At 39.1% G+C, this 21,921-nt stretch carries 17 protein-coding genes and 1 riboswitch; of the genes, 16 read left to right on the top strand and 1 reads right to left on the bottom strand.

What is annotated here, in order from left to right; all coding sequences use genetic code 11:
• The first annotated feature begins 84 nt into the window (after positions 1-84).
• The 11 genes from ABVZ64_RS08325 (at position 85) to dpaL (ending at position 13,460) form a co-directional block, all read left to right on the top strand.
• Entirely contained in the window at positions 85-1,743 is a 1,659-nt protein-coding gene (locus ABVZ64_RS08325; protein WP_352400550.1) for a S16 family serine protease, read from the top strand.
• A gap of 358 nt (positions 1,744-2,101) precedes the next feature.
• A complete protein-coding gene (lon, locus tag ABVZ64_RS08320; RefSeq protein WP_352400549.1) occupies positions 2,102-4,444 on the top strand; it encodes an endopeptidase La in 2,343 nt (780 codons plus the stop codon).
• A complete protein-coding gene (gene yihA, locus ABVZ64_RS08315; RefSeq protein ID WP_352400548.1) occupies positions 4,435-5,019 on the top strand; it encodes a ribosome biogenesis GTP-binding protein YihA/YsxC in 585 nt (194 codons plus the stop codon). Before lon ends, yihA begins: the two co-directional genes overlap by 10 nt.
• 565 nt (positions 5,020-5,584) lie before the next feature.
• Positions 5,585-6,124 carry a hypothetical protein gene (locus ABVZ64_RS08310; RefSeq protein WP_352400547.1) on the top strand — a complete coding sequence of 180 codons (540 nt, stop codon included), beginning with the start codon at positions 5,585-5,587 and terminating at the stop codon, positions 6,122-6,124.
• 241 nt (positions 6,125-6,365) lie between these two features.
• Positions 6,366-7,205 (top strand): DegV family protein, encoded by an 840-nt coding sequence (locus tag ABVZ64_RS08305; RefSeq protein ID WP_352400546.1) that lies wholly within the window; start codon positions 6,366-6,368, stop codon positions 7,203-7,205.
• 421 nt (positions 7,206-7,626) lie between these two features.
• Positions 7,627-8,796 carry an alanyl-tRNA editing protein gene (locus tag ABVZ64_RS08300; protein ID WP_352400545.1) on the top strand — a complete coding sequence of 390 codons (1,170 nt, stop codon included), beginning with the start codon at positions 7,627-7,629 and terminating at the stop codon, positions 8,794-8,796.
• A 350-nt stretch (positions 8,797-9,146) separates the two neighbouring features.
• Positions 9,147-10,397 (top strand): aminopeptidase P family protein, encoded by a 1,251-nt coding sequence (locus ABVZ64_RS08295; protein ID WP_352400544.1) that lies wholly within the window; start codon positions 9,147-9,149, stop codon positions 10,395-10,397.
• Positions 10,394-11,110, top strand: a complete 717-nt coding sequence (locus ABVZ64_RS08290) for a DUF2161 domain-containing phosphodiesterase (protein ID WP_352400543.1) — start codon at positions 10,394-10,396, stop codon at positions 11,108-11,110. The genes ABVZ64_RS08295 and ABVZ64_RS08290 overlap by 4 nt, the downstream gene beginning before the upstream one ends.
• Complete coding sequence (locus ABVZ64_RS08285; protein ID WP_352400542.1) at positions 11,107-11,478, top strand: YccF domain-containing protein; 372 nt, start codon at positions 11,107-11,109, stop codon at positions 11,476-11,478. The genes ABVZ64_RS08290 and ABVZ64_RS08285 overlap by 4 nt, the downstream gene beginning before the upstream one ends.
• Positions 11,479-11,505: 27 nt before the next feature.
• Complete coding sequence (locus tag ABVZ64_RS08280; RefSeq protein WP_352400541.1) at positions 11,506-11,826, top strand: putative heavy metal-binding protein; 321 nt, start codon at positions 11,506-11,508, stop codon at positions 11,824-11,826.
• Positions 11,827-12,260: 434 nt separating this feature from the next.
• The gene (gene dpaL, locus ABVZ64_RS08275; RefSeq protein WP_352400540.1) at positions 12,261-13,460 is read left to right on the top strand and encodes a diaminopropionate ammonia-lyase; all 1,200 of its coding nucleotides are present in this window, start codon (positions 12,261-12,263) and stop codon (positions 13,458-13,460) included.
• A 134-nt stretch (positions 13,461-13,594) separates the two neighbouring features.
• Here the strand turns inward: dpaL and ABVZ64_RS08270 are convergent, their stop codons facing one another.
• Complete coding sequence (locus ABVZ64_RS08270) at positions 13,595-15,475, bottom strand: LTA synthase family protein (protein WP_352400539.1); 1,881 nt, start codon at positions 15,473-15,475, stop codon at positions 13,595-13,597.
• Between the two features lie 142 nt (positions 15,476-15,617).
• Between ABVZ64_RS08270 and hemW the strand changes: the two genes are divergently transcribed.
• The 5 genes from hemW to dnaJ all read left to right on the top strand — a co-directional run bounded on the left by hemW (position 15,618) and on the right by dnaJ (position 21,659).
• On the top strand, positions 15,618-16,763 hold the full coding sequence (hemW, locus tag ABVZ64_RS08265) for a radical SAM family heme chaperone HemW (RefSeq protein WP_352400538.1): 1,146 nt from the start codon (positions 15,618-15,620) through the stop codon (positions 16,761-16,763).
• A 152-nt stretch (positions 16,764-16,915) separates the two neighbouring features.
• On the top strand, positions 16,916-17,962 hold the full coding sequence (gene hrcA, locus ABVZ64_RS08260; protein WP_352400537.1) for a heat-inducible transcriptional repressor HrcA: 1,047 nt from the start codon (positions 16,916-16,918) through the stop codon (positions 17,960-17,962).
• A 17-nt stretch (positions 17,963-17,979) separates the two neighbouring features.
• Positions 17,980-18,543: a nucleotide exchange factor GrpE gene (grpE, locus tag ABVZ64_RS08255; RefSeq protein ID WP_352400536.1), complete on the top strand. Its 564-nt coding sequence runs from the start codon at positions 17,980-17,982 to the stop codon at positions 18,541-18,543.
• Between the two features lie 37 nt (positions 18,544-18,580).
• On the top strand, positions 18,581-20,413 hold the full coding sequence (gene dnaK / locus ABVZ64_RS08250) for a molecular chaperone DnaK (RefSeq protein ID WP_352400535.1): 1,833 nt from the start codon (positions 18,581-18,583) through the stop codon (positions 20,411-20,413).
• A 79-nt stretch (positions 20,414-20,492) separates the two neighbouring features.
• Positions 20,493-21,659 (top strand): molecular chaperone DnaJ, encoded by a 1,167-nt coding sequence (gene dnaJ, locus ABVZ64_RS08245; protein WP_352400663.1) that lies wholly within the window; start codon positions 20,493-20,495, stop codon positions 21,657-21,659.
• Between the two features lie 62 nt (positions 21,660-21,721).
• Positions 21,722-21,801: riboswitch (NiCo riboswitch) on the top strand.
• Positions 21,802-21,921: the final 120 nt, after the last annotated feature.

Raw genomic sequence — 21,921 nt, 5'->3', positions numbered from 1 at the left:
TTAGGATGTTTTTTGTTTCTCATGGATAGATTTTTATTTTTTCGAGATACTAATACCAGAAAAATGAAAAAGGGAGAGGATCTTGTGACTGGATGGAATGTACTCACAATAGTACAATTACTTTTTTTTGGTATGGGTGCGTACTATTTTTTTACGAAAAGCAAAAAGAAGTTGGTAGGAGGTGGTTTTTCCCCCGACGAAAACTTAAAGCAAATGGAAACACTCGAGAATATGAGAGAACGGATGTTGACGGAGCCTTTGTCTGAGCAAACACGTCCTAGGGATTTATCAGAAATCATCGGTCAGGAGAAAGCAATTAAGGCGTTAAGGGCAGCTTTGTGCGGGCCTAACCCTCAGCATATATTAATCTACGGTCCTCCTGGGGTAGGAAAAACAGCGGCGGCGCGCCTAATATTGGAAGAAGCGAAACATAAGGAGTGCTGCCCTTTTGACGAAAAGGCAAAGTTTGTAGAAATTGATGCAACTACCCTTCAATTTGATGAGAGAAATATTGCAGACCCCCTTATGGGTTCAGTGCATGATCCAATTTATCAAGGGGCAGGCGTATTTGGACAAATTGGGGTGCCACAACCAAGGCCAGGGGCCATTTGTGAGGCCCATGGTGGCGTTTTATTCATTGATGAAATTGGGGAGTTACATCCTATTCAAATGAATAAGCTTTTAAAGGTCTTAGAGGATAGAATTGCACGGTTTCAAAGTAGTTACTATAACCGTGATAATAAACATACTCCGCCATACATTCATGAAATCTTCCAAAAGGGTATACCTGCGGATTTCCGTTTAATTGGAGCTACCACAAGGAACCCTTCGGATATATCCCCTGCGCTACGTTCTCGTTGCACAGAAATTTTTTTTGAAGGTTTAGATGAAAAAGCTGTGGAACAAATTGCTAGAAATAGTTTGAATAGAGGCAATATTCCCTACGAGGAGGGGTTGTGCGAAAGAATTGCCTGTTATGCTCGTGGGGGCAGAGATACGGTGAATATGGTTCAATCCTTAACTTCATTAGCTACCATGGAAGGAAATCGAAAAATTACTTTTGATGATTTAGATTGGGTTGCCGAAACAGGGAGGTATCAACCAATTTTGCGTAGGAGAGTTAGTAAAAAAGCTCAGGTTGGTGTGGTAAACGGTATGGCAGTTGCTGGCGGTGGCGGCGGTACCCTATTAGCCGTAGAGGCAACGGTACAAAAATCGACAAAGGGTGTTTTAACAGTAACAGGCATTGTAGAAGAAGAGGAAATAAAGGGAAGACAACGATCTAGTCGACGCAAAAGCAATGCACGAAGCTCTGCAGAAAATGTCTTGACTGTCTTAGAAAAATACGGATTTATAAAAGACGAATATCAGGTGCATATTAATTTCCCAGGGGGAACTCCTGTGGATGGTCCATCAGCAGGCATAGCTATGTTTTTGGCTGTATACTCTGCTTTTACAGGCGTAGCAGTAGATGGTGACATTGCCTTGACTGGAGAAATTGGTTTGCGGGGGCAGGTATTACCTGTTGGTGGGGTGGCTGATAAATTGGCAGCAGCTGTTGAAGCTGGTGTGAGATGGGCATTTATCCCCAAGGAGAATTGGAGGGAGGCTTACACCAAACTTGGTATTACTGTGGAACCCTTGGAAAATGTGGATGACCTCTTGGAACAGGTTTTCAGAAAAGACGGAGATCGTACTGTTATTGATGAAAGCAGTATATTAACAGCCAAAGAAAGGGATTAATAGTAGAAGTTTGGGAATATTCCTTGCCGATTTGACCGCAAGATTAATTTGGGGTATAATATGTAAAGTTTTAGCGGAGAACCGTGAATGCAGTATTTTTTTCTTTGAACTCTCATAAATATAGTGTTTTTTTAAATCGAGAGGACTTCTTTTTTACTTTATTTTAGTCTGTTAGATATTATTGACAGTGTCCTTGAACATGTAAATGCTATGACTGGAGCACAAAGCATTTTGTGTTTAAGATATGAAATGAACTTTAATGAGAGTAAAAAGCAAAGCCTGTATGCTTTCATTTAGTTCTCCGCTTATATTCTAAAATAATATATTTTTGTTGAATATAGAAAATAGAGGTGGAAGAATGGAGAAAAAGCAAACGATCAAAGTACCGATGATCGCGCTTAGGGGGCTAACAGTTTTCCCTAGTATGGCTATTAGTTTCCCGGTTAGTAGGCAACGCTCGTTAGATGCGGTAACGGCAGCAGAAAGCAGTGGTGGGAAGGTGTTTTTGGTGACGCAGATTGACCCTGCAACTCCTGACCCAGAACAGAAAGACTTATATGAAATTGGTACTTTATGTAGCATTAAGCAGGTGTTAAAGCTTCCTGGAAATGTTACTCATGTCATCGTAGAGGGACAAGAGCGAGGAAGGTTAGAAGGAGTATGGATGAAATCATCCACTGATTTTGCAGAAATTACATCCTTGGAGCAAGACTTTATCGATGAGCCTGATGATTATTTAAAGGCTTATATGCGTGTAGTGACAGAAAGCTATGAAGAATATATCAAGTATGTACCAAATGGTACAGCGGCAGACCTATTAAGCAGTGTTATCGCAGCAACAAAGCCAGGGAAATTAGCTGACCTTATTGCGGCAGGGCTTGAAATTTCTTTTGAACGCAAACAAAAAATTTTAGAAGTAATGAATCCTTTTGAGCGTTTGGAAGCAGTTTTGGAGGTAATGCAAAATGAGAAACAAATTCTAACCATTAAAAAAGAGATTGAGGCAAAAACCAAATCTCATATTGAGCAAAACCAAAGAGAATATTACCTAAGGGAGGAACTAAAGGTAATACAAGAGGAACTGGGAGATAAGGATGGTGTTGGAGCCGATGCCCAAAAATATCGCCAACAGTTAGCAGAGAAAAATCCTCCGGAAGTGGTGCAGCAAGCCATTGAAAAAGAAATCAACCGAATGTTAAAAATTCCTGTGACCTCCCCTGAATCAAATGTCTCTAGAAATTACATCGAGACGCTTTTGGGGTTGCCTTGGAACGAAACCACCCAAGAAAACTTTGACTTGGTTGGTGCAGAAATGTTATTAAATGAAGAACACTACGGCTTGGAAAAGGTTAAGGAACGTATTTTAGAATATTTGGCTGTGCGTCAGAATGTTCCCGAAGAAAGACCTACCATTCTTTGCTTGGTTGGACCTCCGGGGGTTGGTAAGACTTCTATTGCCCGCTCTGTGGCCAAAGCGTTAAACCGAAAGTACATCAGGATGTCTTTGGGCGGCGTAAAGGATGAGGCTGAGATAAGGGGCCATAGAAAAACATATATTGGGGCTATGCCGGGTCGCATTATCAATGCAATGAAGCAGGTGGGAACGGTAAATCCTTTGATGTTATTGGATGAAATTGATAAGCTGGGCGTTTCACATAATGGTGATCCCGCAGCGGCATTGCTTGAAGTTTTAGATGGGGAACAAAACAGTACATTTCGGGATCATTTTATTGAGTTGCCCTATGATTTATCTAAAGTGCTTTTTATGTGTACAGCAAATAGTTTGGAAACCATTCCTAAGCCACTTTTAGACAGAATGGAAGTGATCTCCCTTGGTAGTTATACAGCCCAAGAAAAATTACATATCGCTAAGGAACATTTGATACGAAAGCAACGCAAACGCAATGGACTAACCGCTGCCCAAATGAAACTTAGGGATGATGGCATTGAGGCATTGATTGATGGCTATACAAGAGAAGCAGGCGTTCGCCAGCTGGAACGTGTGATTGGTGAAGTTTGCAGAAAGGTAGTGAAGTCAATCCTAAGTGGTGACAAAAAGACAACCACCGTTACAGCAAAAAACTTGGAAAGCATCCTTGGGAAAAGAAAATATTCTCAAGATTCCATTTATAAAGAGCCGCAAGTGGGCATTGTACGTGGCTTAGCATGGACATCTGTGGGAGGAACTACGCTCTCCATTGAGGTGAATGCCATGGATGGCGATGGTAAATTTAAGCTTACGGGAAATGTTGGCAAAGTCATGTCAGAGTCGGCGGAGGCGGCCATAAGTTATATTCGCTCTCAGGCAAAGAAATTTGGCCTTCCATCAGATTTTTATAAAATGAAGGATATTCATATACATATCCCGGAAGGGGCAACGCCTAAAGATGGACCCTCTGCAGGGATTACTATGGCCACCGCCATAATTTCTGCATTAACAGCAGAAAAGGTGCATCATGATGTGGCTATGACGGGGGAGGTTACAATCCGTGGTAGGGTTCTTCCCATTGGTGGGTTGCAAGAAAAAGTGCTTGCGGCAAAAAGAGTTGGTATTAAAACGGTAGTTTTGCCATGGGAAAATGAAAAGGATTTATTGGAAATCAGCGATGAAATCAAAGACGGGATGGCATTTGTATTAGCAAAGACCATGGATGATGTGCTGAAAGTTGCATTGGTGAAGGGAGCGGACATATGGAAGTAAAGAATACTTCATTGGCGGCAATAGGAACAAATTTTTCTCACTATCCTGTTGATGGAAAGACGGAAATTGCTTTTGCCGGCAAGTCAAATGTGGGCAAATCTACATTAATCAATGCGATGTTGGGACGTAAGGCTTTGGCCAGAACAAGTTCTCAGCCTGGCAAAACAAGAACAATTAATTTTTATGATGTAAACGATATGATGTATGTTGTAGATTTACCTGGTTATGGTTATGCCAAAGCCCCAAAAACAGAAATTGCAAAATGGGGACAAATGATTGAGGAGTATTTGGAAAAGAGAGAAGAGTTGAAGGCAATTATTCTTTTAATCGATATTCGTCATGAACCAGGTAAGAACGATGTTATTATGTATGAATGGTTAAAACATTATGGATATGACATTGTTATTGCGGCTACAAAGTCAGATAAATTAAATCGAAGTCAAATACCCAAGCATTTAGCAGTAATACGAAAAACATTCGGTCTTGGACCGGAAGATGTTTTAATTCCTTTTTCAGGGGAAAAGAAAACAGGCGTTGATGAACTTTGGGCTGTAATTGAATCTTTTTTAGACTAAATAAAACCCATATACAATTTTTGATACAGACCCCTTTTATTAGAGAAACATAAATCTAATGAAAGGGGATTTTTGATCAATAAAGAGGATAAAGTTAGTATTAGCACCATATAGGAGCTGATCTTTTGAAACAACAACAAATTTCAAAATGCGTGCCAATGATGGATAAAAAGAGACGATGTATTTAGGCTGAGGAAGGTAAAGAAGCCCTTTATCAAGATGGGATCTTTGTAACAGGACTTTTAGATGGCAAATACTTGGTTTGTATAAAGGTAAAAACATAAGCTATTACATCAGCAAAAGACTATTGTTTGTATAAGGAATAAATATGGTTGGGAAAGCCTTCAAAAATTTTCGTATTTTTTTAAACTGTTTTTTTCATTCGTAATTATTTGATAGAACCCTTTTTGCTTTGGTTTCTAGTAGTCAGATTATTTTTTATAGGTGCCTAAACTTAGAAAATTTATAAATTCTTAAAAAAGATTAAAAGAAATCCAAATAACAATGAGATATACTAAATTATGTAAAAAGCAATTATAATATAAATTTTTTGGAGGTTACAGTAATGAAAAACAAGAAAAATTCTTTCTTTACGTTTTGTTGTTCCTTGGTTCCAGGTGCTGGGGAAATGTATATGGGGCTTTATAAGCAGGGAATAAGCCTAATGCTGATTTTTTGGGGTGTTGGAGCTTTTGGTGGATGGGCAAACCTAGAAGTATTGTGGGCGATTATTCCTGTTGTATGGTTCTATAGTTTTTTCCACACCCATAACTTACGCAGTATGCCAGAAGATGAGTTTTTAGCTCAAGAAGATAGATATTTGGTTTTTAATGATGTTGATTTTGCCAAAGCAGATGAAGTATTAAGAAGAAACAAGAAATTGGTTGCAACAGTACTCATATTTTTCGGCATCTGTATGTTGGCTCAAATAGGAATGAACATTCTTAATCCTTTTATTGATGGGTTTTTGTGGGAATTGGCGTGGAGGTTGAATCACAGTGCAACCCGTATTGTACTAGCTATTGCAGTTATTTTTGGGGGAGTTGTATTGCTTAAAGGTAATACAAAAAAGAATGCTTTAGAAGAAGTAATAGAAGAATCATGATTTTGGTATAATAAACAAAGGCTTGGAAAAGAAATTTTCCAGGCCTAATTTTAACGTCAACATTCCCCAAGCATTAGTTATAGACAATGAAAAGTTTTCATAAATGCAACACATATTCCAAAATATTCTCTTGTTCTTTATTAGGAAACGGTTGACGTAGTATTAAAAACTATTATAATATGAAGAAAGATTAAAAATTGATTATATTGGCATTTGCCGTTTCATTAAAGGAGGAATAAAAATGGTACAGATTATTACGGACAGCACTTGCGATTTATCTAGGGAAAGACTAGAGGAAATCGGTGTTGTATGTGTACCTCTAACGGTGCATTTTGGAGACCAGACGTTTATTGATGGTGAGAATATGACGTCAGAGGAATTTTATCATCACCTCAGAAATAGCCATGAAATTCCTACAACAGCCCAACCTACGCCACACTCCTTTGAACAGGCTTTTCAACAAGCTTTAGCAAAAGGGGATGATGTTGTATGTATATTAATTGGCAGTAAGTTAAGTGGAACTGTTCAGTCTGCAAATATTGCTAAAGCATCTTTGGAAAGGGATAATATTTGGATTGTGGATACCCATAATGTTTGTTCCGCTTTGGGGCTTCTGGTGGAGATTGCAGCCAAACGTGCAAAAGAAGGGGCAACTGCTGAAGAATTGTTCCAAGAGATGAGTGACTTATCTGGAAGAGCAAAAGTTTATGCTGCCATCGAAACTCTAAAATATGTTAAAAAAGGGGGAAGGTTGTCGGGTAGCGCCGCCATTGTAGGAACCATGTTGAATCTTCATCCTATTATATCAACGGAAGATGGCTTAGTCATTAATGTAGCAAAGGCAAAAGGCAAAAAAAGAATGTTTTCCAAGATGAAAGAGTTGGTAATGGCAGACAATGTGGATGAAAACTATCCGATTATGTTCTGTCAGGCAGAGGCAGACGATAATATTACTAAGTTAAAAGAATGCTTTGCCGAAGAATTTGATATCTCTAATTGTCTAAATGGATTTATTGGGCCTGTTGTTGGTACCTATGCAGGTCCTGGTGCCGTTGCCGTTGGGATAATTTATAAAAAATAAGTGGTTCTAGAAACAGTTTCATTAAGCAAATAAAAAACAATTTAAAAAGTTGTGAAATGGTTTGGCAGACATTGAAATTCTCCTCAATGTCTGCTTTTTGATTGCAGAAAGATGGTTCATATTATCCTTGTTTTAATAAGCTTTCTTAAGCTTACGTAAATTTAATTTTTCTGAATTTTATCAATATAAGGAGTTAAATGATTTTAGTAAATCAATGTATCGTGGGCATATTTGGGGTAAGATATTCGAGTGGTTTGGAGGAATCAGTGTTCAAAATAGAGGTGGAAAAATGAGTTGAGTTTTTATTCAATGTTGGGAGTGGGTATTTGATTTAAGTTTCCTGGGAATAAAGAATATGCCAATCTTTTCTTAGGTTAAAAAGCGTGTTATACTGTTTTAAAGTGTTTTAGGAGGCGATTGGATGACGGAAAGATTATATTATCAAAATGCATACGCAACCAAGTTTATGGGGCGTGTGATTTTCTGTAAAGAGGCTAATGATGGCTGTTTTCATATAGTTTTGGACAAGACCTTGTTTTATCCTGAGGGGGGAGGTCAACCTGGAGATAATGGGGTGTTAGGGGGAGTTCGAATTCTGGATACCCAGGAGGAAAATGGACAAATTATCCACTATGGAGATAAGCCTCTAGAGGTTGGCATTGAGGTGAGAGGGGAGGTCAACTGGACATGGCGTTTTGATTTGATGCAGAACCATTCGGGAGAACATATACTTTCAGGAATTATTTGTAATAAATATAGCTGTGACAATGTTGGCTTCCATATGGGCAAAGATAGCGTTACCATTGACTTCAGTGTACAAATACCAAGCCAGGATTTGCTTTGGTTGGAGGAAAAGGCAAATGAGGCAATATGGAGAAATACACCTTTATCTATTACCTATCCAAGTAAAAACACCTTGGAACAGCTGGAATACCGGAGTAAGAAAGAACTTTTTGGTGAGGTGCGTATTGTGCAGGCGGGAGAATATGACTGTTGCGCTTGCTGTGGAATACATGTGAGATTTGCCGGTGAAATTGGCATGATTAAGATGATTGGTGCACAGAATTATAAAGGCGGTACGAGAATAGAACTGCTTTGTGGAAAAAGAGCGTTGACTTATTTGCAAAGGGTGAACCAAGCTGCTAGTGAAGTTGGGAGAAAGCTTTCCGTTCCAGAGGATAAAATTGACGAAGCTGTAAGCAAGATTCAGAGTGAGAGGGATATGCTAATACAAGAAGTGAAAAAATGGAAATGGCAATCTTTCTTAATGAAAATTGAGCAATTGCCGGAAAATGCGAAAGATGTGTTGATTTTGGCGGATGAATTAAGCGGAAAAGATATGGCAAAATTGGCGGATTTGGCCGCAGAAAAAAAGAATGGGAGAGCTATGGTTCTTACTCCTTCCCAAAGAGGATATGCTTTTGTTTTGGTTAGTAGAAAAAAAGATGCCCATGTCATTGAAACTGAATTAAAAAAACAATTTAACTGTAAGGGTGGGGGAAAAGAAGAAGCAGTGCAAGGTATTATTGAAGGAGATGAAAATATTCTTATTCAATTTTTTGAAGAAAAAGGTTTTATTTATGCAAAGTAAATTGCATTATAAATTTTAAGGGAGATACACTTGTTTTTATGAGACTTTATAGAGTTTTAATTTGATTGAACAGAGAAAAAATACAGTATTAAAAAATGTGGTTCTGAAAGAAAGTGTTTTTAATGCAATCCTTTCGGTTCAACTTGGCAAAAAAAATCTATGTGTCTCACGCCTGTTCTTTTAAAAACTTAAAGATGCGCGATTTCTATATAAGTTTTTGGTATTAGGTTGCTAGGTCAAGATTTTTCAAAAGTAAAAGATTAATAAAATCTTTTGAATTTCATTAGAGTTTCTTAGAATTCCAAAAAACAAAGTATGATAGAATATATAGGAGAGGTTTGGTGGTTCATATGGGTAACTTTGAAAACAATAGGGCGAAGCTGGAAGGTCGTTTGACAGAAAACAGTGTAGCCATACTTTTTGCAGGGCAGGCGCCGTATAAGAGGGGAGATGAGCAATATCCCTTTTCACCCGACCGAAACTTTTATTATGTAACAGGGATTGAAAGAGAAAACTGCATTTTTTTTATGGCAAAGACAGCATCAGGCATCACAACAACCCTTTATATCCCCAGGGATAATGGCATTTTAGCAAAATGGGTTGGTTCCAATATTACCGTTGAGGAAGCTAGGGAACAATCAGAGATTGAACAGATTGAGTTTGTCGATAGCTTTCTCAAGGATTTTGGTGCATTTTTATTTAAGCATAACATTAAGACCGTTTATTTGGACTTGGAAAACAGAGACTGGAATGCATCGCCCACAGCATCCCTTTCCTTTGCTAAGGAATTGGGAGAAAAATATCCTGCTATTCAGCTCCAGGATTTATACCCCATTTTTAGTGATCTAAGGCTAATTAAAGATGAGTGGGAATTGGAGCGTATGCGTAGAGCCATGCATATTACCGAGGAGGGTTTTTTTGCAATGATGGAAAATGCCCGAGGAGGTATGATGGAATACGAAATCGAGGCATTTTTTGATTTTGTATTGACCAAGCGAGGTGTACGTCATAAGGCGTTTCAAACCATTGCAGCAGCGGGGAAGAGAAGTACTATTCTCCATTATGTTGAAAATAACCAGCAAACCAAAGATGGCGATTTGATTTTGGTGGATGCTGGTGCACAAGTGGGGTGGTACAATGGGGATATTACCCGAACTTTCCCCGTTAGTGGGCAATTTACTGAAAGACAAAAGGTTATTTACAACATTGTTTTGTCGGGGCAGAAAAAGGTGATCGAGACCATCCAACCAGGAGTGGCCTTTTCTCGTTTAAATGAAGTTTTAAAAGATCACTATCTGATAGAACTGAAGAAATTGGGTTTGGCAGAAACCATGGAGGATATAACAAAGTACTATTATCATGGTGTTAGCCACTATTTAGGAGCAGAGACCCATGACATTGGTAGATATATGGATCGGGATTTACAGGAAGGCATGGTTCTGACTGTGGAGCCTGGGCTGTATATTGAGGAATGGAACATCGGTATTCGCATTGAGGATGATGTGTTGGTAACCCATGATGGGTGTGAGGTTATGACCCAAAATATGCTCCGTACTGTTGATGAGATAGAGGCTTTTATGGCTAAGGGAAGAAAGGTATGAGTTTAAAAGAAACAGACCTATATGAGCCAATTAAGGTGTTTTTGGAAGATGAGGGCTATAAGGTGCAGGCTGAGGTGAAACATTGTGATATTGCAGCCATAAAAGAAGGCCAAACCCTAATTGTTGAATTGAAAAAGAGCTTTAACCTTAAGCTAGTATATCAAGCTTTGGAGCGGCAAAGTTTAACGGATCAGGTTTTTGTTGCGATCCCTCGTCCTGAAAAGGGGCAGGGAGACAGAACTTGGAAGGACATGATAAGGCTTTTAAAGCGGCTAGAAGTGGGACTCATCACTGTTGCATTGGATAGTCCCTTAAAAACAGTAGATGTGGTGTTAGAACCCGCTGATAGCATGATTCGGAAAAATCGAAAAAAGCAGGAGCGATTACAGGCTGAAATTCATAATCGTCATGTTGCAGAAAATGTTGGGGGAATGACCCGACGAAAGATAATGACTGCATATCGAGAGAGAGCTATCGAGCTTTGCTGTATCATCGAGGAGTTTGGACGAATTTCTGTAAAAGAGCTACGTTTGATGGGGAAGGAGGAAAAGTATTCCTCAATCTTGCAAAGTAATGTGTATCAATGGTTTGAAAGGTTAGAAAAAGGTGTTTATGGACTTTCACCCATGGGTGAAGATGCCTTGAGGGCAGTGGATTATGAAAAAGTAATCGGCTTTTATCGGTCTGTATATAGGAAGGAAAAAGATAAGTGAGTATTTTAGGAAACATTTTGTGGTTGGTTTTCGGAGGAATATTTTCTGCAATCGGCTGGTTTTTGGCAGGAATAATTTGTTGCATTACTATCATAGGCATACCAATTGGTTTGCAATGTTTTAAATTTGCTAAAATGGTGATTTGGCCCTTTGGTACCCAAATTGACTATGGAAACTTAAATTCAGGGTCTATTATTTTAAATGTGATTTGGATATTATTTTGTGGAGTTGAGTTAGCAATTAGCTCTTTAACCATGGGCGTTATGTGCTGTTTAACCATTATTGGGATACCCTTTGGTATTCAGCATTTTAAATTTGCGGGGCTTGCGTTGTTGCCTTTTGGCGCGCAAATTCGCAGATTTATATAAAAACTTATAAAAGAGAGGGGTAAGAACATGATTGTAACAACAACAAATGGAATTGAAGGAAAAGAAATTGTAGATTATAAAGGTATCGTGTTTGGTGAGGTCATTGCTGGGGTGAACTTTGTGAAGGACTTTGTTGCGGGGTTAAGCAACTTTTTCGGCGGAAGATCTGGTACATATGAGGAAGAATTGATTTCTGCCAGAGAGAATGCAATTGCAGAAATGGTAAAAAGAGCAGGTGCCATGGGTGCAAATGCAGTTGTAGGGGTAGACGTGGACTATGAAGTTTTAGGCGCAGATAATGGTATGTTAATGGTTACAGTTTCTGGCACCGCAGTTGTGTGCAAGTAATTCTACAAAAAAGAGGATAGTAAACTATACTCTTGTATTAAAGGTAATTTGAAATGATGAGTGAATTTGCCCTTAGAGCCAAGATTATGATTATGAGTTAAAACGTGTTTTTTAACTTGGGTGGTATATCAATGGTTCACGGGGTACTTTCTAATACAAGAGGAGTTTGACCAAGGTGGTTATGAGGTTTATTGGTCCATGTTGATTTTTTACATCTATTATGGACGTGTATTTCCACTAAACCAGGATTCTTGTGGGCTGTGAATCAAGGCAGCTATTGAGAATGCCCCATTATAATTAGTAGTAAAGGTAAAGGCATGGCTTTATGAAAAAAAGCTATGCCTTATTTTTGTACACATGATTGTGATGTTGCATAAAGGACAAGGGGCAAGTATACTGAAGGAAGAAGAAGTTAAAAACAGGAGGAGGATTTCATGAAAGAGGAATTTAAGCTTGTTCAATATGATAGGGCAAACAGGCAAAAGGCAGACGTGAGTCTTTTTGCATTAGAAATTGCTAGAAAAGTACATGCATTTCACAGCAGTTTTCCTTTGTACCAAAAAACACCATTGGTTTCATTGAAAAATACAGCCAAGGAATTAGGATTGGGCAATGTTTATATCAAGGATGAATCCTACCGATTTGGATTAAATGCGTTTAAGGTGCTAGGGGGTAGTTTTGCAATAGGAAATGTATTGGCTAAGAAGATTGGCATGGGTATAGAAAATATTTCTTATAGTCATTTGACTTCTGACGAAACTAGAAGTAAACTTGGCGAGATTACATTTGTTACGGCAACGGATGGAAACCATGGTAGAGGTGTTGCATGGACAGCGAAAAACTTAAAGCAGAAGGCTGTGGTATATATGCCTAGGGGAAGTGCTAAGGAACGCTTAGATAATATTTTAAACCAGGGGGCAAATGCTAGTATTACAGAGCTAAATTATGATGATGCCGTGCGTTTTGCCCATAGACAGGCAGAAGAAAAAGGTTGGATTATGGTGCAGGATACCGCTTGGGAGGGATATGAGGATATACCCACTTGGATTATGCAGGGATATGGCACCATGGCATATGAGGCATATTGCCAGCTAGTTGAAAAGCCAACGCACATATTTTTACAGGCGGGTGTAGGCTCTATGGCTGGGGCAGTAACGGCTTTTTTTGCCGCAGTTTATAAAGAGGAGTGCCCAATCATTACCATTGTTGAACCTAATAAGGCAGACTGCATCTATCAGACAGCAAAAGCTGGGGATGGTAAGCTTCACTATGTAACGGGAGATATGGACACCATCATGGCTGGTCTGGCCTGCGGGGAACCTTGTAGCATTGGCTGGGAAATTCTAAATTCATATGGGGATAATTTTATTTCTTGCCCTGACTATGTAGCTGCTGAAGGTATGCGCATTTTAGGTAACCCTATTAAGGGTGACTCACCAATTATCTCCGGTGAAAGTGGTGCAGCAACCTTTGGGTGTGTTGCAGAAATCATGAGAAATCCTGATTTGAAGCATTGGAAAGAAAAGCTTAAGCTCGATGAAAGTGCAAAAGTGTTATGTTTTAGCACAGAAGGGGATACGGATCAAGGAGGGTATCGATCTATTGTTTGGGATGGCGCTTACCCAAGGCCGTAAAGCTTTTACTATCATATTGACCTAGTGTATGAGAATAAAAGGTTGCTTCTTAAGAAGGAGCAACCTTTTTTGTTTAGAAAAACCTATGTTCGATGGAAGATTTACTTCCGTAAACATAGGTTAGATGTTTTAAATCAATATTTTTTTAAGTCAGAAATATAGTTTTTACCAATGAGCATATCATAAGTCATAAGTTCGTGCAATTCCCGCATTTTTTCTCGCCTATCCTCATCCCCCGTTGGTGTGTATAGGTTGTAATATTTGCTGATAACAGGGCAAGTTTTGTATAAATCTAAAAGGAAATTAGTTTGCACGCACTGTGGGGCATCGATATAGTCCGCCATAAGTGCTGGAAGCAAATATGGAGAGACATATTCCTTATCTGCAAGGTATTCTCTGCCTGTATCATAATTTGTAAAAATCAAATAGGGGGTAGAGAACATGGTGTATTTTTCGTCCTCTGTCCACTCTACGGCGGTGGAGGAGTTGATGGTACCAGTGGAGGTGTATGGATCAAAGTCATCCCCTAAGGTAGGTAAATGATCGCCGTACCAAAGTACAACGGTGGGTTTTTCTCGGTTCATGACAAAATCATAGATTTCTTTTAATGCAAGGTCAGAGTTTCTTACACCAGCAGCATAGTTTTCCAAGGTTAAAATTTGCTGAGGTGTTAGAGTATCCCCCTGTACTTTTATCACTCTATCTTCCTCATCATATTTATCGTGATACATACTGTGATTTTCCATGGTGATTGCCATTACGAAAACACCAACATCATGAGGTTGTTCCAGCTGATAGATTATTTCTTCTGCTATGGTTTCATCAGTGATGTAAGGGCCACTGTTCCAATGATGTTCTGCATGGAGATCGTATTCTCCAAGAAAATCATCAAACCCCATAAGAGGGTAGGATTTGTTTCGGTCGTAAAAGGTTTTCTGATAGGTATGGATGCCAATAGCATCATAACCTAAGTTTTTATAGATTCTTGGAAAGGAGAAAATTTCACCTTTCACATATTGCTGATAAGGGATGTTACCTGGTGGTAGAGCGCTGGTGGACATTCCAGTTAGAATTTCGAACTCTGGGCGTACTGTGCCACCACCAAAGGTGGGTGAAACCATTCTGCCACTGGGATTTGTCTCGGCAATTCCCCTAAAATTTACAAGAGGGTCCGCGGAAAATGTAACTCCATTTAAAACCGATGGATCCCAATATGCCTCAGAGAGTACTACAACAATATCGGGGCTTTGGAAAGAGGCACCACTGCTTTCCTTGGGTAGGTATTTCTCAAAGGCGTGATGGATATAGCCCTTGTTATAATTTTGAGGCTCACCCAGATTAAGAGAACCAAAGTTTAGGGCAAAGGCAGTTAAAAACCCATGTTCAGCATACAGCTCTGTTTGATCAGTGGTTTCTTCTAATGAAATTCCGAACACAGGGCCATAAATTTGCCGAATGCCACTGTTGGTTACAAACAGAACAAGGGTAATTAAAAAAATAGGTGAAAGGGGTCCACGGTATTTCCATTTTATTGGAACAGATGGCGACAGTAGATAGATAAAAATACAGTAGAATAGGGTACTGATGACAATTTCCCAGACGGATTGGGTAATTTCAATAGAACCTAGGAATTCTGTAAAGCTTGAAGCGTTTTGAGCCAAATAAATATCCCATGGTAAGAAATGGGTTTTTAAAATAACAAATTTAAAATAATCAACCAAGGATAGAATAATAAAAATAAGAGATGTGATAACAGTGGCTACTGATAGACTGGGCATAATAGCCGAAAGGAACAAAAAAACCAGCCATACTAAAATGGCACCATAAACAAAGGAGCCTGTGTTTGTAGTGATTAAGGTAACCAGTTGATCTGTATTGCCATAGGAAAGATAATTGCTTATAACAGCAATATAAAAAGGAAATACAAATAAGGCAAGCCACTTAAAAGTTTTTAAGGCTAAATTGCCATTAAAAAATTCGGAGATTTCTTCTTTCATTTCACGAAAAGCATTCATAGGTAAGAACCCTCTCATTTCTAAGAATTATAATGTTAGAACTATAGATGTTGGTATGATTATGCAATTAAAAAGTATAGCATAATTATACCTTTTTTTCAAGGACAGGCTATGTTATCATGGGGGGGAGAAAGGATGAGTTATGATGAAAACAATGGGACTTTATGTTCATATTCCTTTTTGTAAGAGGAAGTGCCTATATTGTGATTTCCCATCCTATGGAGATATGGAGGAGAAATATGAGGCGTATGTTTCTGCATTGGAAATGGAAATTGAGAAACGGGGAAGTGTATGTAAGGGGTGGGATGTAAGTTCTATCTTTTTCGGCGGTGGAACCCCTACCGTTCTTTCCAAAGAGATGCTAAAACGTTTGATGATAAAAATTAAAAATAGCTTCTCTATTCTAGAAGAAGCAGAAATAACCATCGAAAGTAATCCAGGCACAATTGAAAAGGAAAAGGCAGAAGCGCTAAAACAGATGGGTTTTAATCGGTTGAGTATGGGAGTGCAAGCGTGGCAGAATCGTCTTTTAACTACCCTTGGGCGCATTCATAGCATCGAGGAGTTTCAAAATAATTTTATGATTGCCAGGGATGCAGGGTTCCAAAACATTAATGTGGATTTGATGTTTGCGTTGCCATCCCAAACATTAGAAGACTGGAAAGAAACTTTGGCAAAAATCACGGAAATGAACCCAGAGCATATTTCGGCATATAGTTTGATTATCGAGGAAGGGACTCCTTTTTATGATAAGTTTGAAAAGGGAGAGTTGCAAGAAATTGAGGAGGAACTTGACCGAAAGATGTATCATTATGCAGTTTCTTTTTTGGCTGAAAATGGTTATAGGCAGTATGAAATTTCAAATTTTGCTAAGAAAGGGAGAGAAAGCCGTCACAATCAAATTTATTGGGAAACACAACCATATTTAGGGCTGGGATTGGGTGCACATTCCTTTTTTGATGGTAGTCGCTTCCATAATACCTATGATATGGACAAATATATTTTGGCACAAGGGGAAATAACTATAATTGAAGAAAATAGGGAAGCGGAAACAAAAAAGGATGAGATGGAAGAATTTATGTTTTTAGGGTTAAGGATGACAAAGGGTGTGTCATTTGATAAGTTTTATAGACGCTTTGGCATCGAGATGAAGCAAGTGTATGCAGAGGCGATTGCTACATCGATTCAAAGTAATTTTTTGAAAGAAACTGAAACAGGAATTGTTCTTACTGCCAAAGGTGTAGACCTAAGCAATCAGGTGTTTATCCAATTTTTATTAGATCAATAGAAGCTTGAAAATATTTTGTATTCTATTGTGCAAAATTAAGATGAAATTTATAATTTACGCTTGACATCTAAGGTGTCAAGTGCTATCTTATGTATATGAATTAGCACTCGTGCTAAGTGAGTGCTAACAATGATGAGGAAGGGGGCGGCTAGATGTCGTTGAATGACAGAAAAATACAAATTCTGCAAGCCATTATCAATGATTATATTGAAACGGCGGAACCGGTCGGCTCCAGAACCATAGCCAAGAAATATAACCTTGGTATCAGCTCTGCCACAATTCGAAACGAAATGAGCGATTTGGAGGAAATGGGCTTTATTATGCAGCCGCATGCATCCTCAGGGCGAATTCCTTCGGACTTAGGATATAGACTCTATGTAGATCATCTGATGCAAAAGCGAGAGCTAAGCAACGAGGAACAAGGGTATCTACAAAGCCTGATCTCAAGGGACATCAATCAAATTGATTATCTTATGGAGGAGACTGCTAAGGTTATTTCGGCTTTAACAAATTATACTACATTTATTTCAGAACCTGTTGGCCAACGAGCCAGAATCAAACAAATTCGTTTGTTGCCGTTGGATATGGTTTCCATACTTCTGGTCATTGTAACGGAAGATAATTTTATGAAAAACCATGTGATTAAATTGGGTGCGGTGCCTGATGAAGAAAAAATCTTTGAAATTGGTATGTATTTGAATCGGGCATTTCAGGGCTGTGCATTACAGCAAATAGATGAAACGGTAATCAGACGATTACAGTTTGAACTTGGGGAGTACAAAGACTTGTTGCGACCAATTCTTCGTGCCTTGGAGGCAACAATGGAGGCGGCAGAAAAAGTTCAAGTTCATATGAGCGGAACAAAAAATATTTTAGCTTTTCCTGAATTTTCTGACATCAGCAAAGCCAAGTCATTATTCCAAACTTTGGAGGAAAAAGATGTTTTGGTTACATTGCTGGAAGAAGGCAAAAGCAATGACTTGCAGATTTTAATCGGCAGTGAAAATACAGTGCAAAGCATGAGAGATTGTAGTGTAATTACAGCAACCTATAAGCTAAGCGATGACACTCGGGGCACAATTGGTATTGTAGGCCCTACCAGAATGGACTATTCCCAGGTGGTATCCGTATTAAACGGAATGGTTCAAAATATCGAGAGAGTATTACGAAACTTGACAGATAATAATAAAGATGGCTAGAGAAAAGAGGGAAATAAGTGGAAGAGAATAAAGACAGAGATGAGACCATAACAGAAGAAATTCTTGATGCCCAAGAGCAGGAAGTGCAAAAAGAAGAAACTGTTGAAGCAGAAGTGGTTGATGAAACTGCTGAAAAGATTGCAAAGTTAGAGCAGCAAGCAGCTGAAAACTTTGATAAATATCAAAGAAGCTTGGCAGAATTTGATAACTTTAGAAAACGCACAGCTAGAGAAAAAGCATCAATGTATGACGATGGAGTAAGGGATACGGTTGAAAAGCTTTTAATGGTAGTGGATAATTTGGAAAGAGCCGTTGCAGCGCAAGAAGGTAAGGCTGAGGAAAACGACGGTTTCTTCAAAGGGGTGCAAATGACCTTAAAACAATTCCAGGATGTTTTGCATAGTTTGGGTGTAGAAGAAATTAAGGCCTTGGGAGAACAATTTGATCCCAACCTTCATGCGGCAGTTGCCCATGAGGATGATGAAAATTATGGTGAAAATGAAGTGATTTTGGAAATGTTAAAAGGTTATAAATATAAAGATAAAGTGATTCGCCATAGCATGGTGAAGGTAGCCAACTAAGAAATTAAATATTCATATATTTTAGGAGGAAAAGATTATGGGAAAAATTATTGGTATTGACTTGGGTACAACCAACTCTTGTGTAGCAGTTATGGAAGGCGGTCAGCCCGTTGTTATTGTAAATAGTGATGGTGCAAGAACCACACCTTCGGTTGTTGGGTTTGCAAAAAATGGTGAAAGACTAGTTGGTGAAACAGCAAAACGTCAGGCTATTACAAACCCTGATAATACGATTAGCTCTATTAAAAGAAGAATGGGCGAAAATTACAAAGTAAATATTGAAGATAAAAGTTATTCTCCTCAGGAGATTTCTGCTATGGTATTACAGAAATTAAAGGCTGATGCAGAAAGCTATTTGGGAGAAACTGTTTCTGAAGCTGTTATTACTGTTCCTGCTTACTTCAATGATGCTCAGAGACAGGCAACAAAGGATGCTGGTCGTATTGCAGGCTTAGAAGTAAAGCGTATCATTAACGAGCCTACATCTGCTGCTTTAGCTTATGGCTTAGATAATGAAAATGAGCAAAAAATTATGGTTTACGACTTAGGTGGCGGCACATTCGACGTTTCTATTATCGAAATTGGTGATGGTGTTATTGAAGTACTTTCTACAAATGGTAACACTCGCTTGGGTGGTGATGATTTTGATGAGAGAGTCATCAACTATTTAGTAGCAGAATTCAAAAAAGCAGAGGGCATGGATCTGAGCAAAGATAAGATGGCAATGCAGAGATTAAAAGAAGCTGCGGAAAAAGCCAAAAAAGAACTCTCTACAGTAACAACAACCAATATCAACTTGCCTTTCATTACAATGAACCAGGATGGCCCTAAGCACTTAGATGTAACACTGAGCAGAGCCAAATTTGATGAACTGACAGCTGACTTAGTAGATGGTACTATGGGTCCTGTTCGTCAGGCATTGGCTGATGCTGGACTAAGTGCAAATGAAATTGATAAAGTATTACTGGTTGGTGGTTCCACAAGAATTCCGGCAGTTCAGGATGCAGTTAAAAAATATACAGGAAAAGAGCCTTTTAAAGGAATTAACCCTGATGAATGTGTTGCTGTTGGTGCGGCAATCCAGGGTGGTAAATTAGCTGGCGATGAAGGTGCTGGTAGCGTACTTTTATTGGACGTAACACCCTTGTCTTTGGGTATAGAAACATTGGGCGGTGTAGCAACAAAGCTCATCGACAGAAACACAACAATCCCTACAAACAAAAAGCAGGTATTCTCCACAGCAGAAGACAATCAAACAGCGGTAGATATTCACGTTGTTCAGGGTGAAAGACCTTTGGCAAAAGACAATAAAACCTTGGGCCGTTTCAAACTGGACGGTATTGCCCCTGCAAGACGTGGTGTTCCTCAGATTGAGGTTACTTTCGACATTGATGCCAATGGTATAGTAAACGTATCTGCTAAGGATTTGGGAACGGGCAAAGAACAGAAAATTACCATTACTGCTGGTTCTAACTTGAGCGATGATGAAATTGAAAAGGCAGTAAAAGAAGCAGAACAGTTTGCAGAGGCTGACAGAAAGAGAAAAGAAGCCATTGATGCAAAAAATGAAGCAGACTCTTTGGTTTTCCAGACAGAAAAAACTCTGGGCGAATTGGATGGCAAACTGGCCGATGATGAAAAGAATGCGGTGGAAGCCGAACTGAACAAATTGAAAGATTTGGCAAAGGATATGAACCCCGAAACTATGACAGAGGCCGATGTTGAAAGCTTAAAGGCAGCGACCGAAGCCTTGACACAGGAGTTTTATAAAATTTCCGAAAAATTATATCAGCAGGCACAGGCAGCGCAGGGCGCAGACCCCAACAGCCAAGACCCAAATGTAGTTGACGGGGAAGGCAAAGAACTGTAAAATAAAGTGGTTGTGCATGGCAAGGGCGGGTGAACCGCCCCTGCTTTTGCTGTTATAAGACCTTGAAAGAATAAAGGTGGTGAGGAAATTGGCTGAGAAAAGAGATTATTACGAAATATTGGGGGTAAGCAAAGGAGCTTCTGATGCAGAGTTGAAGAAGGCTTACCGTAAGATGGCGGTGAAATACCATCCAGACCAAAACCCCGGAAATAAAGACGCTGAAGATAAATTCAAAGAAGTCAATGAAGCCTATGAAGTTTTGAGCGATCCTCAAAAAAGAGCACAATATGACCAATTTGGCCATTCAGCCTTTGAGCAAGGCGGTGCAGGCGGTGGTTTTTATGGCCAGGGCTTTGATATGGGAGATTTGGGTGATATTTTTGGCAGTATGTTTGGCTTTGGGGGCTTTGGTGGCGGTGCCCGAAAAAATGGACCTAGACGAGGCAATGATGTAAATGTAAATATTCAGCTTACCTTTGAGGAGGCTGCTTTTGGGTGTACTAAGGAAATTTCTGTTGCAATTTTAGATGAGTGTGAAACTTGTCATGGTACAGGCGCAAAGACTGGTACTCATGCAGAAAGTTGTCCAAAGTGTAATGGTACTGGACAGGAGAGGTTTGTTCAGCAGTCCATGTTTGGTGCAGTTACTTCTGTGCGAACTTGTTCGCAGTGTCATGGCTCAGGCAAGGTTGTTAAGGATCCTTGTAATACTTGCCAGGGAGCTGGAAAGGTTAGAAAAACCAAAAAATACGAAGTTAATATTCCAAAAGGAATTGATAATGGCCAAACCATTCGTTTGGCAAACAAAGGCGAAGTTGGTGAAAATGGCGGTGGTTATGGAGACTTGTTGGTAACTGTCTACATTCAACCAGACCGTGTTTTTGTTAGAAAAGGCTTTGATGTCTATTGCGATGTTCCCATAAGTTTTGTTCAGGCAGCATTAGGTGGAGAAATTGTAATTAAGACCATTGATGGTGAACAAAAGCACACCATTAAACCGGGCACGCAGCCCGAAACTGTGGTAACTCTTCGCGGTGTTGGTATCCCGAACCTTCGAAATCCTAAGGTGCGAGGAAATCAAGTTGTAACTTTGAAGGTGAAAATTCCTACGGATTTGAGCGAAAAACAAAAAGAATTGTTGCGTATGTTCTACAACGATGATTCCGAAGCTACGCAAGAACATAAAAATGGAAACGAAGAAAAGAAATCCTTCTCAGAAAAAATGAAAGGATTTTTTAAAGAGTAAGAGTGTCTGCGGACACTCTTTTTTTATAAAAAACTTGACAATAGGGGATGTCATATATTAAAATCATGAGAACTGATCAGGCAATGGGGAAATCTACCATGTGGCCGGGCATAAGCAGCAGAGAAACGTCTGTGGGACAGTAATTGTTCCTATAGGCGTTATTTTTATACAAATTTTTTTACCTATTTTGGGTAGAATAAACAATATGAATGGGAGGGCTTGTTTTGGAGAAGAAGGATAGAAAAATTATAGAAAACGAGAA

It is taken from the genome of Anaerotignum sp., from assembly GCF_040307045.1.
In the GTDB taxonomy this organism is placed as follows: Bacteria; Bacillota; Clostridia; order Lachnospirales; family Anaerotignaceae; genus Chakrabartyella.
This window is presented reverse-complemented; position numbering and strand designations above follow the sequence as displayed.

Bases quoted from the DNA above. Each gene is read 5' to 3' on its own strand.
- lon (WP_352400549.1), top strand. From the start codon at position 2,102: ATGGAGAAAAAGCAAACGATCAAAGTACCGATGATCGCGCTTAGGGGG.
- hemW (WP_352400538.1), top strand. From the start codon at position 15,618: ATGATGAAAACAATGGGACTTTATGTTCATATTCCTTTTTGTAAGAGG.
- ABVZ64_RS08310 (WP_352400547.1), top strand. From the start codon at position 5,585: ATGAAAAACAAGAAAAATTCTTTCTTTACGTTTTGTTGTTCCTTGGTT.
- ABVZ64_RS08300 (WP_352400545.1), top strand. From the start codon at position 7,627: ATGACGGAAAGATTATATTATCAAAATGCATACGCAACCAAGTTTATG.
- ABVZ64_RS08295 (WP_352400544.1), top strand. From the start codon at position 9,147: ATGGGTAACTTTGAAAACAATAGGGCGAAGCTGGAAGGTCGTTTGACA.
- hrcA (WP_352400537.1), top strand. From the start codon at position 16,916: ATGTCGTTGAATGACAGAAAAATACAAATTCTGCAAGCCATTATCAAT.
- ABVZ64_RS08290 (WP_352400543.1), top strand. From the start codon at position 10,394: ATGAGTTTAAAAGAAACAGACCTATATGAGCCAATTAAGGTGTTTTTG.
- dnaK (WP_352400535.1), top strand. From the start codon at position 18,581: ATGGGAAAAATTATTGGTATTGACTTGGGTACAACCAACTCTTGTGTA.
- yihA (WP_352400548.1), top strand. From the start codon at position 4,435: ATGGAAGTAAAGAATACTTCATTGGCGGCAATAGGAACAAATTTTTCT.
- ABVZ64_RS08280 (WP_352400541.1), top strand. From the start codon at position 11,506: ATGATTGTAACAACAACAAATGGAATTGAAGGAAAAGAAATTGTAGAT.
- ABVZ64_RS08305 (WP_352400546.1), top strand. From the start codon at position 6,366: ATGGTACAGATTATTACGGACAGCACTTGCGATTTATCTAGGGAAAGA.
- dpaL (WP_352400540.1), top strand. From the start codon at position 12,261: ATGAAAGAGGAATTTAAGCTTGTTCAATATGATAGGGCAAACAGGCAA.
- ABVZ64_RS08270 (WP_352400539.1), bottom strand. From the start codon at position 15,475: ATGAATGCTTTTCGTGAAATGAAAGAAGAAATCTCCGAATTTTTTAAT.